Genomic DNA, 12,892 nt, shown 5'->3' with positions numbered 1-12,892 from the left:
TCGGTGCCGACCGACGTGACGACCGCCGCCGGCCGGGGCACCGTCCGCCGGCTCGCCGGCACCCTGCACCGCAGACCCCGGCTGCGGCTGGCCCTGCTGCTCACCGCCCCGCTGCTGTGGCTGGCCGTCCTCTACCTCGGCTCGCTGGCAGTGCTGTTCGTCTCCGCGTTCTGGACGACCAACTCCTTCACCTCGCAGGTGGTGCAGGTCTGGTCGACGGACAACTTCCACGAGCTGGTCACCACGCCCGTCTTCCGCGAGGTGGTCCTGCGCAGTGTCGGCGTGGCGCTCGCGGTGACGGCCCTGTGCGCGGTGATCGCCTTCCCGGTCGCCTTCTGCACCGCGCGAGTGGCGAAGCCGCGGTGGCGGCCGCTGCTCGTGGTGGCCATCCTCACCCCGCTGTGGGCGAGTTACCTGGTCAAGGTGTACGCCTGGCGGCTCATCCTGTCCCAGGGCGGTCTCGCCGACTGGATGCTCGCGCCGTTCGGACTGAGCGGCCCCGGCTTCGGGCTGCCCGCCACGGTCCTCACGCTGACCTATCTGTGGCTGCCGTACATGATCCTGCCGATCCACACGGCCCTGGAACAGCTCCCGGACAGTCTGCTCGACGCGTCGGCGGACCTCGGGGCGCGGGCCGGGCGGACCTTCCGTTCGGTGGTCCTGCCGATGGTGCTGCCGTCGGTCGCGGCCGGCTCGGTGTTCACCTTCTCGCTCAGTCTCGGCGACTACATCACCGTGCAGATCGTCGGCGGCAAGACGCAGTTGATCGGCAACCTCGTGTACTCCAACATCGACCTCAACCTGCCCATGGCCGCCGCGCTCGCCACCGTACCCGTCGTCGTGATCGTCCTGTATCTGCTGGCGATCCGCCGTACGGGCGCCCTGAACAGCCTGTAGGGCGCGCAGGAGACTCGTAGGAGAAGAGCACCATGCATCTCAGCCGCACCGCGCGTATCGCCCTGCGCACCGGCGCCGGGCTCGGTTTCGCGGTGATCTACGTCCCGCTGCTGCTCGTCCTCGTCGACTCCCTCAGCCCCGACCGCAGCGCGAGCTGGCCACCGCCGGGGCTGACCGGGCACTGGTGGTCGGTGGCCGCGCACAACTCCGGTGCGCGACATGCGCTGTGGGTCTCGGTGAAGGCGGGGCTGGGGGCCACCGCGATCGCGCTCGTACTCGGCACGCTCATCGCGTTCGCCGTCGCCCGGCACCGCTTCTTCGGCCGGGACACGGTCTCGTTCGTCGTCGTGCTGCCCATCGCGCTGCCCGGCATCGTCACGGGCATCGCCCTCAACTCGGCCTTCGGCACGGTCCTTCAGCCGCTCGGCGTGGGCCTGGGACTGTTCACGGTGGTCATCGGGCACGCCACGTTCTGCATCGTGGTCGTCTTCAACAACGTGGTGGCGAGGCTGCGCCGTACGGCGGCCTCGTACGAGGAGGCGGCCATGGACCTCGGCGCGACCACCTTCCGTGCCTTCGCCGACGTCACCTTCCCGCTGGTCCGCTCGGCGCTGCTGGCGGGCGGTCTGCTGGCCTTCGCGCTGTCCTTCGACGAGATCGTGGTCACCACGTTCACGGCGGGGCCCGGCATCGAGACCCTGCCCATCTGGATCTTCGACAACATGACCCGGCCGCAGCAGGCACCCGTGGTCAACGTGGTGGCGGCCGTACTCGTCCTGCTGTCCGTGATCCCGATCTACGTCGCCCAGCGCCTGTCCGGGGACACGGCGACGTCGAGCCGGGTGTGACACCCTGGTCGCCGGACGAACGGGGGACGCGTGAGCACACCGGCGCGGGTGCTGCGCGCGGCGTACGAGGCCGCCGCGGCGGTCGTCGAGGGCCTGGGCGACGAGGAGTCGTGGCTGCCGAGCGGCTGCACCGGCTGGGCGGTTCGCGATCTCCTCTTCCACTGCCTGGGGGACGCCCAGCGCGGTCTGGTGGCCCTGCACACGCCGTCGCCGGAGCCGGTGGACCGGGACGCGGTGACGTACTGGCAGGACTGGCGCCCGGACCCGGTGGGGGCGGCGCACGGCCGCCGTTGGGCGCGGGTGAACGCGAGCATGTTCCTGGACTGGGGGCAGCTGCGGGGCCTGTATCTGGAGACGTCGGCGGCGACCGTGCACGCGGCGGAGGCGGCCGACCCCGACCGGCGGGTGGCCACCCAGGGACATGGGCTGACCGCCGGGGACCTGCTGACCACCCTCGCGGTGGAGGCGACCGTCCACCACCTCGACCTGACCGTGGGCCTTCCGCTCGCCCCGGGGCCGGCCCCCCAGGGGCTGACCGCCGTCCGCGCCGCGCTGGACGGCCTGCTCGGCCGCGCCGCGCTCCCGGAGTGGAGCGACACGCACTACGCGCGCGTGGGCACCGGCCGGGCCACGCTCACCGAGGCCGAGCGCGCCGCGCTGGGCCCGGCGGCGGACCGGTTCCCGCTGTTCGGCTGAGGCAGCCGGGTGCTCCAGCCGACACACCGTCAGGAAACGGACACCCGGACCGGGTTGATGGAAACCTGCCAGCCATGAACAACCCGCCCAGCATCAACAGTTATGTCGACCGCGTCACCGCGGGTCCCGGCGGCGCGCTGACCGACGAGGTCGGCGTCCTCACCGGGGACCTGACCGTCGCGACCATCCTGCTGTCCAACGGCCACAGCGCGCGCGTCGCCGTCCAGCACTCCGGCAGCGACACCTGGTACACCCTCGCCGGCAGCCCGGCACCCGTGCCCACCGGGCAACTCGCCGCCTACCACCGGGATCTGCTGGGCCGCATCCGCCGCGGCGGCGGCACCCGGGCCCGCTGAGCGGGCTGGGCCGAGCAGCTCTTCTCCCGAGGTCACGTCGACAACGGGCCGGTCACGGCCCGTTCGCTCCCCCATGAACGCGCAAAAGGCGGCTCCCGCGTATTGACCGATGCCTGGTCCAGACCAATCATGGCCTAGACCAATAGCCCCGGCCGGGCTGCACAGCGTGCCTGTCGTTCGCTATCCGGGAGTACCCGATGACACGTCCGAGATCCGTACGCGCCCTGCTCGCCGGCGTGGCCACCCTGGCCGCGTCCGCGGGGCTCGCCCTGGGGGCCGGGGGCACCGCGCACGCGGCGACCCCGCTGCCCACGCACGTCTTCGCCCCCTACTTCGAGGCCTACAACGGCGACAGCCCCGCCGCGCTCTCCCAGGCATCCGGCGCCAAGTACCTGACCATGGCGTTCCTCCAGGCCGACAAGAAGGGCTCCTGCACCCCGTACTGGAACGGCGACACCAGCACGCCGGTCGACGCCTCAGTCTTCGGCTCCGACTTCACCACGATCCGCTCGCGCGGCGGCGACGTGATCCCCTCCCTCGGCGGCTACGCGGCCGACAACGGAGGCACCGAGATCGCCGACAGCTGCACGAACGTCGACTCCGTCGCCGCCGCCTACGAGAAGATCATCACCACCTACGACGTCTCCCGGCTCGACATGGACGTCGAAGACAACTCCCTCACGAACACGGCCGGCATCGACCGCCGCAACCAGGCCATCAAGAAGGTCCAGGACTGGGCCGCGGCGAACGGGCGCTCGGTGCAGTTCTCGTACACCCTGCCGACCACGACGACCGGGCTCGCCGACAGCGGCCTCGCCGTGCTGCGCAGCGCGAAGAACGCGGGCGCCAAGGTGGACGTCGTCAACATCATGACGTTCGACTACTACGACGGTGCCACGCACCACATGGCGACCGACACCGAGACGGCCGCGAGCGGGCTGCACGACCAACTGGCCTCGCTGTACCCGAACCTGTCGGACTCCCAGCTGTGGAACATGGTCGGCGTCACCGAGATGCCCGGCGTGGACGACTACGGCCCGGCCGAGACCTTCACCACCGCCGACGCGACGACCGTGTACGACTGGGCGGTCTCCAAGGGCATCAACACCCTCTCCTTCTGGGCCCTCCAGCGCGACAACGGCGGCTGCCCCGGCGGCAGCGCCTCCGACACCTGCTCCGGCATCGCCCAGGACACCTGGTACTTCAGCCACACCTTCGCGCCCTTCACCGGTGGTACGACGACACCGCCCGCCAACGACTTCACCGTCGCCCTCTCCCCCGCCACCGCCTCGGTCGACCCCGGCGGCACGACGACGGCGACCGTGAAGACGTCGGTGGCCTCGGGCAGCGCGCAGAGCGTGGACCTGGCCGTGAGCGGCGCGCCGAGCGGCGTGACCGCCTCGCTCAGCCCCACCTCCGTCACCGCGGGCGGGACCTCCACCCTCAGCGTCCGCACCGCCGCCTCGACGGCGCCCGGCACCTACACCCTGACCGTCACCGGCACGGCCGGCGCGGTCCGGCACAGCTCCTCGCTCGCCCTGACGGTGAACGGGTCCGGCGGCGGCACGACCGCACTCACCAACGGTGACTTCGAGACCGGCTCGCTCACGCCCTGGACGTGCGACAGCGGGGCGACGGTCGTCTCCTCACCCGTGCACGGCGGCTCCCACGCCCTGAAGACCGCGCCCTCCGCCTCGCAGACCGGCCAGTGCGCACAGACCCTCACCCTCAAGCCCAACACCTCCTACACGCTGAGCGGCTGGGTGCAGGGTCCCTACGCCTACCTCGGCGTCAGCGGCGGCGCGACGGCCAGCTCCTGGACCTCGTCCGCGTCGTGGTCGAAGCTGACGGTGCCGTTCACCACCGGCTCCTCGGGCACGGTCACGGCCTACGTCCACGGCTGGTACGGACAGGGCGCCGTGTACGCGGACGACCTGAGCGTCGGCTGACCGCACGCTCGACCGGCCCGCCCCGTGCTCCTTGGGTTCTAATGATCGTCGCAACACCTGACGTCCGGGTGGGCGATGAAAAGCAAGATCAGCACTGCCGGGGGACGCCCGAACGGTAAGAGGGTGTCCCCCGAGGTGAAGCAGCGGTTTCTCGACCTGGTACACGAAGGTGTGAGCATCAGGGAAGCCAGCCGCATCGTCGGGATCAACCGCAGGACCGGCCAGGAGTGGCTGAACGGCTGCGCCGAGCGCGTAACGGCCAGGGGCGGCAGCAAGGCGATCCGCGCTGCGGTGCAACCAGTTGTCGGTGCTCCACGCACGTTCCCCCTCAACCCGCGCAGGGGCGAGTTGAAAGCCCCCGCGCTCCCCGTTTCGAGCCGCTACCTGTCCGAGGAGGAGCGCATTCGCATTGCTGACCTGCGGCGGGAAAAGAAGTCCATCCGATCGATCGCGGCCGCACTGGGCCGCAGCCCGTCGACCGTCAGCCGTGAGATCCGATGTAACTGCAACCCCAACGTCAGGCCGACGCACCCCTCGTACTACAGACCGTTCACCGCTCAGAAACGGGCAGAGTCACGGCGCCCGCGCCCCAAGACCAGACGAGTCGAAACCTGCCCTGAGCTGCAAGATTTCATCCAAACGCGACTGGATGAGAAGTGGAGTCCCGAGCAGATCGCGAACATCCTGCGCCTGGAGTTCCCCGACCGCCCGGAGATGAACGTGAGTCACGAGACGATCTACCGGGCCTTGTATGCCCAGCCCAGAGGCGGTCTGTGGCGCGAGATCGGCCGACGCCTGCGAACTGGCCGAAGCCTGCGGAAGCGACGCCGGCGCCCCGACCAGAGAACCCCACGCTTCATACACCCGAGGGTCATGATCAGCCAGCGTCCCACCGAGGCGGACGACAGGGCGATCGCGGGCCACTGGGAAGGCGACCTGATCGTCGGCACGAAAAATGGATCCGCCATCGGCACCCTCGTGGAGCGCAGCACCCGCTACACGCTGCTCGTACACCTGCCACACGGCCACAGCCCCGGAGCCATGCAAACCGCCCTCCTGGATGCCGTCAGGGGCCTGCCAACCACCCTGAAGCGGTCGCTGACCTGGGACCAGGGCACGGAGATGGCGCACCACCACGCCTTCGCGAAGATATCCGGGGTGCCGGTGTACTTCTGCGACCCCCACAGCCCCTGGCAGCGAGGATCGAACGAGAACACCAACGGCCTGCTGAGACAGTACTTCCCCAAGGGCGCGAACCTGTCGAAGTACTCCAGGGAGGACCTGGACGCCGTAGCGGCCGAGCTGAACGCCAGACCGAGGAAGACGCTCGGCTGGGACAGCCCAGCCGAGCGCTTCTCCGAGCTGCTGAAGAACGACCCCAACACTCCCCGTGTTGGCCCTGTTCTCCCGAAGCTCCCGCGAAGTGACAAGTAGCTCTCCGTGATCAACGTGACATTCGGTCACTGGGCAGGGTGCGGGAGCCCCCGATTTTCCTCACCAAAGGGTGTTGCGAGGTTCTTGAAGGGTCCGGGTTTTTGAGGGAGTTGTTGAGGGTCCTGGAGCTCGTTTCGGAGATCCTCGGCCGATCCTCAGAAAACGATGGTTAGTTGACGGCACACTGCTGTACGTGACCGCTCCCACCGACCTGGCTGTCCCGTCTCGCGAGACCTTGCCTCCGTCTCACCTGACCTTCTCCGGTTCGCATGCCAAGGACAAGGTATGAACGTTCGCTGCCCCTTCATGGGGCTCTCAGCGTTCACGGAGGATGACGCAGAGTTCTTCTACGGCCGCGACGGCGACATCGCGCGCATGCACGAGGCCGTGAGCACAAGGCCGGTAACGGTAGTGGCGGGCTCTTCGGGCTGCGGAAAGTCGTCCCTCATAAGGGCAGGGGTGCTGCCCCGGCTGCGGGCTGAGGGCATGAGTATTTCCGAGCTGCGGCCCACGTCCGGGTTGTCAGCGGCCGCCGTGCTCGCCCGGGCGCTGACGGAGGTCCTGGAGCTGGGACTCGGTGACTCCGACCGCCTCACTGGGACCCTGGAGCTGCTTGAGCTCCTGAAGATCGACCGTATCGACTCTGTGGCAGACGAACTGCGGGCCAGGGTCCTCGTCTTTGGCGGGAGCGCCGGACACGTCCTCTTCGTCGACCAACTGGAGGAGTACGCGAGCTCCGAACCGGAGGCCGCGCGTGACCTGCTCGGGTTGCTCGCCGCCCTAGCTGGCGAAGACGGAACAGCCGCATTGCGGATTGTCGCCACCGCACGGCCCAGCTCCCTCAATGCGCTCGTCAGCGCCCGCACCGTAGGTCTCATCAGCGAGGGTGTGTACTTCCTCGCTCCGCTGGCCCGCGCTGACCTGGCGCGGGCGGTGACCGGACCCGTCGACGCGATGTCAGGACTGTCGTTCGAGCCGGGACTGCCGGATCGGATCCTCGCGGATGTGCGCGACGAGCCCGGGCGGATGGCCCTGGTCCAGATCATCCTGCGGGAGCTGTGGATGCACCGCACCCACTCGACGCTCACCCACGCCACCTACGCCGCCATGGGCGGTGCCGCGGGCCAGATCGTCGAGTATGTGGAACGCTCCTTGCCCTTGCTGTCACAGGCCCAACGGGACTGCGCCCCTCGGCTGTTCGTACAGCTGGCCCGGCCCGGCGACGGTGACACCTATTCCCGAAGGCCCGCTCGCGCCGCCGAACTCGCCCCAGAACTCCTCGATCTGGCACAGGAGCTGGCTGCCCGCAGGCTCGTGGTTCTCTCTCACACCCCAGGCGGTGCAGACGGCGAGGAGACAGTCGGTCTGCCGCACGAGGCTCTGATCCAACTGTGGCCACGCCTGAGGCAATGGCTTGTCGACTACCGGGACTTCCGCGTCTGGCAGGAGCAACTACGCGCCGACCTGCGCCGCTGGCAAACACAATTCCAGGATCCCGGTCGCTTGCTCAGAGGATCCGACCTGGCGGAGGCCCTGCACAGACTTGCTGAACATCCCGAGGACATCTCAGCCGACGAGCGCGGCTACATCCTGCTCAGCCGCCGGCGCGCCACCGGGAGCATCGGCAGGGCCGTACAGACTGCATCCGGAGTAATAGCAAAGGCGGCTGTGTCAATGAGGCAGGTCAAAGACTCGGGAAGCCGGCCGCACTGGCAGGTTCTGACAGTTGTCGGTCTGTGGGTCGCCGTCTTACTGACTGCCGCGTCGATCAGTGTGCATGAAGTGCTCAGTAGCTTCCGGCTGCACGGACAGCTGGGGCCCTCCGACACACCCGCGGTGGTCACGTCGATCGTCGCCCTGGGCACCGCCACCGGAACTTTGATCGGTGTCGTTCTGACCGCTTACGCCAAGTACGTGCAGGCCCGGGGGCAGGCCGAGGCAGATCTCATCCGAGCAAGGGCCGAGCTGATGCGTGCGGAAGCCGATGTCACCAGAGCCCGCGCAGGGCTCCCTCCACACACCCCCTCCGCCAACGGCGATCCATCAGCTCTCTCGGCTCCCGCTTCACCTGCCGAGCCTGACGCTGGCCAGCCTCCAACATCGGTGGGGTCACCTGATGCGCCCTGAACGTGTCCGGGCTGGTACCCGCGCTACGGATCCCCTCGGCGCCTTCCCGCTCCACCCAACCGAGATCCGTATCGGCTACGCGAGATAGCTCGGCATGAGACGTATCCGTGAGAGGGTGTCAGGCCCTTGATCGGATGACCCGCCTGCTGAAGTCGGCTTCCCTGTTGGGGCCGTGTCTCAGTCTGCCTCGGGTGCGTCGGGTCCTTGCTCGTCCGTCTCTTGAGCAGGAGCGAGAGCGTCAGCGACCCTTGGGACCGTCGTTTCGTTGGGCTCTCTCTGGTGTACTGCGGCAGGCTCTCGGTCGGTCCTGGTGCGCACATCCTCGTCTGGACGACGGGTCGGCGCGTCCAGTCCAAGCTCCGGCGGGAACGGTGGGAGTCTGGCCAGCAGTGTTGCCAGGCCGGGGTCCTCCACGGTGGCCAGCGGCTCCAACTCCGTAACTCGAGCCAGAATCCGCCGTAGCTCGATCTCAATGGCCTTGAGGTCGAGTTCCTCTCCCGCGATCTCGACGACCCACAATTCCTGATCAACCTGTCGCATCGGCACCGAGGGGAAGTCCGGCAGGTCGCCTGCCTCGATTGGGTCGGCACTGGGACGAGGCTGATGGGCGACCCACTCGTCCAGGCGCTCGTCGAAATGCTCGCTGGCGTCTCGAACCTTCGGGTCCAGGACGGGTGATGTGTCATCGACGCCGAGCAGGTTACGTAAGTAGCTGCCTCGTACTTGGCGCCACTCCCAGCCCTCGTGGGTCTGCCCCTTGCTCGTCCTCGGTTTGTCGGTCAGAAGGGGCGAGAGCGTCTTGGAGACCTTGGCAGTGAACATGAGGAAGGTCTCCAGCGAGATCCAGGTCCCCTGAGGCGGTGGCGTCCGGCTCGCCTGCTCGTATACCTCGGCCAGCGACACCTGCGCGTATCGGATTTCTCTCGCCAGCCAGGTCAGATAGACGCGATGCGCCCACTCGTCCCAGATCGGCTCGTCGCTCACAGTCCACCATCCTGCGCCGGCCCCGGACTCTGTGCCACGGTCGGGGGAACCACAGCCACCGGGATCGATCCCCACAGTTCAGCCACTGCGTCCAAGCCGCCTACGTTCACGCGGGCCGAGCGTCCGTGGCGGCTCGGGGCGACGGTCGAGTGTTGTGACCAGGTGCTCCGTCCATATGTGCCCCCCTTCGCGCGCCGAGCACTTCAGCTCCAGCTCGACCCGTAGGGGTGTGACGTGCCGGTACTCCAGGTCGATGTAGAGCTTGGCGTCCGCGCCGTCCGACATGCTGCCGAGATCGAGGCTCGGCACTCGGGCATACCCCTCGTCGTACTCGCCGTAGGTGCGCTCACCTCGCAGCCCGAGAACGTAGCTGCCGGACGGGGTGACCACGACGCTGCTCAGCGCGACACCATCGTCCTGTTTGATGACCAGCTCGCCCCGAGGAAAGTTCACGTCCTCCCAGCTCACATGCCCCGGCTCGACCGTGAAGTGCGGACGGAGTGCCTCGATGCGATCGGCTTCCTCTCCAGCCAGCTGCCTCCGCATGACCTCCACCTGTTCCTCGGCCGCAGTTGCCTGGCGCTGCGCCGAGGCAGCGGAATCCTCGGCGAGCTGCGCTTGCCGCTTCGCGATCCGGGTCTGCCATACCGCGATCCCAGCCGCTCCCGCGCTGATGACGGCACCGGCAACTGCGGTTGCGACTCCTGCGTCCACGCTCTCTCCTCGCCCATTGGCTATCGGGTGTCACCGTAGCGGCGGTCAGCTGGCCGCGGGGCGGCTGTCACGTAACACGTTCATCCCGCTCCCCACGGGTCATCGGGCCGGGAACACCCTGACCTCAGCCTGCGGGGTGGACTCCAAATCCATCCGCAGTCTGGTGATCTCGTTGTGCTGGGCTGCAAGGCGGGACAGGGCCGTGGCCTGGAACTCTTTCAAAGCGGTGAGCTCCGCGTTCTTCCTGCTGAGGCGTTCGCGCAGAGTCGCGACCTCGGCCTTGAGCCGTTCGATCTGTGCCAGTCGTGGGTCGGACTGCTGTCCGGCTTCCTGGGCGGCGGTCCGCTGACGGTCGAACTCGGCTTTCAGGTGCGGGTAGGTGCGGTAGAGCGTCGCCCGCGGCACTCCCGCGAGGGTGCACAGGCTCTTGACGTCGCACTTCAGGCCGTCGGGAACGGGGCTGTGGACGCTCACGTAATTCCCCAGGACTGAGTTCACGTAATTCCCCAGGTCCTGATGCGCCGTAGCATGGTGGGGAGTCAGGCACGAACTATGGCGAGGGGGCATGAGGTGGTTCGTGACAATCAGGCAGCGAGCTTCGGAGCCGCGCTGTCGCCGGAGCGGATCGCCGAGATCGACGAGATCATCGGTCGCATCACCCGCTGGGCGCGGGGACGCGAAGACATCGTCGGTCTGCTTCTGGTCGGATCATGTGCTCGCAACGCTGCGCGACCGGACTCCGACATCGACATCGTCCTGCTCACCACGGACGAGCCCCGATATCTCCTCGACGATGCCTGGGCCATGGAGCTCGGGCTGGGCGAACTGATCCGCGCTCAGTCGTGGGGAGCGATCACGGAGCGACGCTATTCCACGGCCTCTGGCCTGGAAGTTGAGATGGACATCGGCTCTCCGACCTGGGCAAAGACCGATCCCGTCGATCCTGGAACACATCGCGTCGTTACTGACGGTGCTCGGTTGCTGCACGACCCAGCAGGCATCCTCGCTGGCCTTCTCGCCGCTTGCTAGGTGATTGGTTTATCGGGCTTGTTGGTGGGGTTCTTGGGCCGCTTGTTCGGGCGGTAGCTGGGGCCGTTCATGATGACCTGGTGGCTGGTGTTGATGAGTCGGTCCAGGAGTGATTCGGCGACGACGGGGTTGGGAAAGAGGGGATACCAGTCGCTGGGCGCCCGGTTGCTGGTGATGATCAGGGACCGGCCTTGCCGCTCGCTGACGAGTTCGTAGAGGTCGTCGGCCTGGGCCGCGGAGAGCTGGCGCATGGCGAAGTCGTCGAGCCCGAACAGTTCCGGCGGCAACTCCAGGGCCCGCACCCGACGGAGCTTGTTCACCTCCGCCAGCAAGCTGTCCAGACCCAGCGCGCCCGGATCCGCCTTCAGCTCGGTGAAGAAGGTGACGCCGCCGCCCGCGCTCTCCTCGTCCGCGCCGGCATCCTCGGCGATCAGATCGTCCAGCCGGGACCGGGTCGCCGCCGACAGCCGGCCCACGGTGGCCGCGCAGAACCGTTCCTCGAAGGTGCTGACCGCCGAGCCCACGAGCCGGGCGATACGTCCCGGAGTCGGCGGCTCCAGCCGGTCGTTGCGGCACCGGACGACCACCGCCTCCGCCAGCCGGTCCCGGTTCAGCTCCACCCCGCACAGTTCCGCTGCCAGCCACTCGGCAAGCTGGGCCTGGTCCTCCTCTGTGCACTCGCGGAACCCGAAAGCACCCCGGATCTCCACTCGGTGCCGTTTGATCGCCCGTCCCAACCAGTCGTACCCGGTCCAGTCCTCAGCTGCACCTTCACCTGTTGGGCCACGTACGACACCGCAGGCACCGGAATCTCCCCGGCATCCTCCGGGAACCGGGCCTCCACCTCGAAGAACTTCAGCAACAGCGCGAACCCCAACCGGTTCGCCCCCGACTTGTTCCGCAGCCGCTCCTGGTCCTCCTCCAGCAGCGTCCAGATCTCGATCAGGTCCTCCGGCTCCCAGTCCTGCCGCACCCCGCGCTCCCTCCGGTCGTCATGACCGGACCAACCTCGCCGAGCAGCTTCCTCAAGGAACCCAGAAGATCGAAAACCCAGACGAGCCCACCCCCGATTTGCTACAGAGAGCACTTTGCACTTGGCGGCAGCTTCGGGAGGACAGGACCGTGTTGCGACGATTTGTTGAATCCGCCGCTCACCGGGCGGGGCCGGGTCATGTTCCGGCCGACGTTCCCGGTTGATGTCCCGGAGAGAGATGTGTCTCAGCGGGACATTACTGACTTCGGCGTCTCGTGGTCTGGATGTGTGTCGGGGCCGGTGCCGTGGTCCGTCCGAGCTGGTAGGCCGGGGGTATGCGGTATCCGGATGGGGGCGGGCTGACCGCCGAGCAGCGCAGGCGTCGGGAAGAGGTACGGATGCGGGCCGTTGACCTCTTCGAGGAGGACACGGAAGTCCCGTGCATCGCGCGGGAGTTACGGGTGAGTGAGAAGTCGGTCTATCAGTGGCGCCGCGCTTGGAGGACGGGCGGGCGCGAAGAACTGCGTTCCAAGGGTCCCTGCGGCTACGACTCCCGGCTCGGTCCTCACCTGCAGGCCAAGCTCGCGACGTGGCTGGATGAGGGGCCGGCCGCGCACGGCTGGGCGGACGACCAGGTGTGGACCGCATCCCGGGTGCGCACGCTGATCGGGAGGAAGTTCCACATCTCTTACAGCGTCTCCGGGGTGACCCGGCTGCTGCACCGCATGGGCTACAGCGTGCAGATGCCCGCCCGGCCCGCTGCCGAGCGCGACGAGGACGCGATCACCTCATGGCGGGAGGTGACCTGGCAGGAGGTAAAACCCTCCGGGCGGTGACCGGTGCGTTCATCTGCTTCGAGGACGAAGCGGGCGTGACCGGCCGTCC

At 68.1% G+C, this 12,892-nt stretch carries 12 protein-coding genes and 2 pseudogenes; 9 read left to right on the top strand and 5 right to left on the bottom strand.

Features of this window, described 5'->3' with window-relative positions; all coding sequences use genetic code 11:
• Positions 1-3: 3 nt before the first annotated feature.
• The 7 genes from ADK64_RS06750 to ADK64_RS06720 all read left to right on the top strand — a co-directional run bounded on the left by ADK64_RS06750 (position 4) and on the right by ADK64_RS06720 (position 8,307).
• Positions 4-897: an ABC transporter permease gene (locus ADK64_RS06750; RefSeq protein WP_053656061.1), complete on the top strand. Its 894-nt coding sequence runs from the start codon at positions 4-6 to the stop codon at positions 895-897.
• 32 nt (positions 898-929) lie between these two features.
• Positions 930-1,745 carry an ABC transporter permease gene (locus ADK64_RS06745; protein ID WP_053656059.1) on the top strand — a complete coding sequence of 272 codons (816 nt, stop codon included), beginning with the start codon at positions 930-932 and terminating at the stop codon, positions 1,743-1,745.
• A 30-nt stretch (positions 1,746-1,775) separates the two neighbouring features.
• Positions 1,776-2,441: a maleylpyruvate isomerase N-terminal domain-containing protein gene (locus tag ADK64_RS06740; protein WP_053656057.1), complete on the top strand. Its 666-nt coding sequence runs from the start codon at positions 1,776-1,778 to the stop codon at positions 2,439-2,441.
• 74 nt (positions 2,442-2,515) lie between these two features.
• Positions 2,516-2,797 carry a hypothetical protein gene (locus ADK64_RS06735; RefSeq protein WP_053656055.1) on the top strand — a complete coding sequence of 94 codons (282 nt, stop codon included), beginning with the start codon at positions 2,516-2,518 and terminating at the stop codon, positions 2,795-2,797.
• Between the two features lie 197 nt (positions 2,798-2,994).
• On the top strand, positions 2,995-4,746 hold the full coding sequence (locus tag ADK64_RS06730; protein WP_053656053.1) for a carbohydrate binding domain-containing protein: 1,752 nt from the start codon (positions 2,995-2,997) through the stop codon (positions 4,744-4,746).
• Positions 4,747-4,917: 171 nt separating this feature from the next.
• Positions 4,918-6,180, top strand: coding sequence for an IS30 family transposase (locus ADK64_RS06725; protein WP_234384482.1), 1,263 nt, complete (start codon positions 4,918-4,920; stop codon positions 6,178-6,180).
• Between the two features lie 285 nt (positions 6,181-6,465).
• On the top strand, positions 6,466-8,307 hold the full coding sequence (locus ADK64_RS06720) for an ATP-binding protein (RefSeq protein ID WP_053656049.1): 1,842 nt from the start codon (positions 6,466-6,468) through the stop codon (positions 8,305-8,307).
• Between the two features lie 177 nt (positions 8,308-8,484).
• Here ADK64_RS06720 and ADK64_RS06715 read toward each other — a convergent pair whose 3' ends face one another.
• The 3 genes from ADK64_RS06715 to ADK64_RS06705 all read right to left on the bottom strand — a co-directional run bounded on the left by ADK64_RS06715 (position 8,485) and on the right by ADK64_RS06705 (position 10,479).
• Positions 8,485-9,291: a hypothetical protein gene (locus ADK64_RS06715; RefSeq protein WP_053656047.1), complete on the bottom strand. Its 807-nt coding sequence runs from the start codon at positions 9,289-9,291 to the stop codon at positions 8,485-8,487.
• A 78-nt stretch (positions 9,292-9,369) separates the two neighbouring features.
• Positions 9,370-10,005, bottom strand: a complete 636-nt coding sequence (locus tag ADK64_RS06710) for a hypothetical protein (protein WP_053656045.1) — start codon at positions 10,003-10,005, stop codon at positions 9,370-9,372.
• Between the two features lie 99 nt (positions 10,006-10,104).
• Positions 10,105-10,479 carry a hypothetical protein gene (locus tag ADK64_RS06705; protein ID WP_234384476.1) on the bottom strand — a complete coding sequence of 125 codons (375 nt, stop codon included), beginning with the start codon at positions 10,477-10,479 and terminating at the stop codon, positions 10,105-10,107.
• A gap of 96 nt (positions 10,480-10,575) precedes the next feature.
• On the opposite strand from ADK64_RS06705, the gene ADK64_RS06700 reads away from it, so the two are divergent.
• Positions 10,576-11,034: a nucleotidyltransferase domain-containing protein gene (locus ADK64_RS06700; RefSeq protein ID WP_234384475.1), complete on the top strand. Its 459-nt coding sequence runs from the start codon at positions 10,576-10,578 to the stop codon at positions 11,032-11,034.
• Here the strand turns inward: ADK64_RS06700 and ADK64_RS44745 are convergent.
• Positions 11,031-11,336 (bottom strand): ATP-binding protein, encoded by a 306-nt coding sequence (locus ADK64_RS44745; RefSeq protein ID WP_053656247.1) that lies wholly within the window; start codon positions 11,334-11,336, stop codon positions 11,031-11,033. The two genes, ADK64_RS06700 and ADK64_RS44745, sit on opposite strands and share 4 nt — an antisense overlap.
• Positions 11,337-11,606: 270 nt before the next feature.
• Positions 11,607-12,007, bottom strand: a pseudogene (locus ADK64_RS45800) (DUF4158 domain-containing protein); the annotation flags it as partial.
• Between the two features lie 335 nt (positions 12,008-12,342).
• Between ADK64_RS45800 and ADK64_RS06685 the strand changes: the two are divergent.
• Positions 12,343-12,892: pseudogene (locus ADK64_RS06685) on the top strand (winged helix-turn-helix domain-containing protein); the annotation flags it as partial.

The sequence above is a fragment of the Streptomyces sp. MMG1121 genome (assembly GCF_001280015.1).
GTDB lineage: Bacteria > Actinomycetota > Actinomycetes > Streptomycetales > Streptomycetaceae > Streptomyces.
This window is presented reverse-complemented; position numbering and strand designations above follow the sequence as displayed.

What these genes read in the sequence shown, in the direction of transcription:
- ADK64_RS06720 (WP_053656049.1), top strand. Translation starts at nt 6,466, where the DNA reads ATGAACGTTCGCTGCCCCTTCATGGGGCTCTCAGCGTTCACGGAGGAT.
- ADK64_RS06730 (WP_053656053.1), top strand. Translation starts at nt 2,995, where the DNA reads ATGACACGTCCGAGATCCGTACGCGCCCTGCTCGCCGGCGTGGCCACC.
- ADK64_RS06735 (WP_053656055.1), top strand. Translation starts at nt 2,516, where the DNA reads ATGAACAACCCGCCCAGCATCAACAGTTATGTCGACCGCGTCACCGCG.
- ADK64_RS06745 (WP_053656059.1), top strand. Translation starts at nt 930, where the DNA reads ATGCATCTCAGCCGCACCGCGCGTATCGCCCTGCGCACCGGCGCCGGG.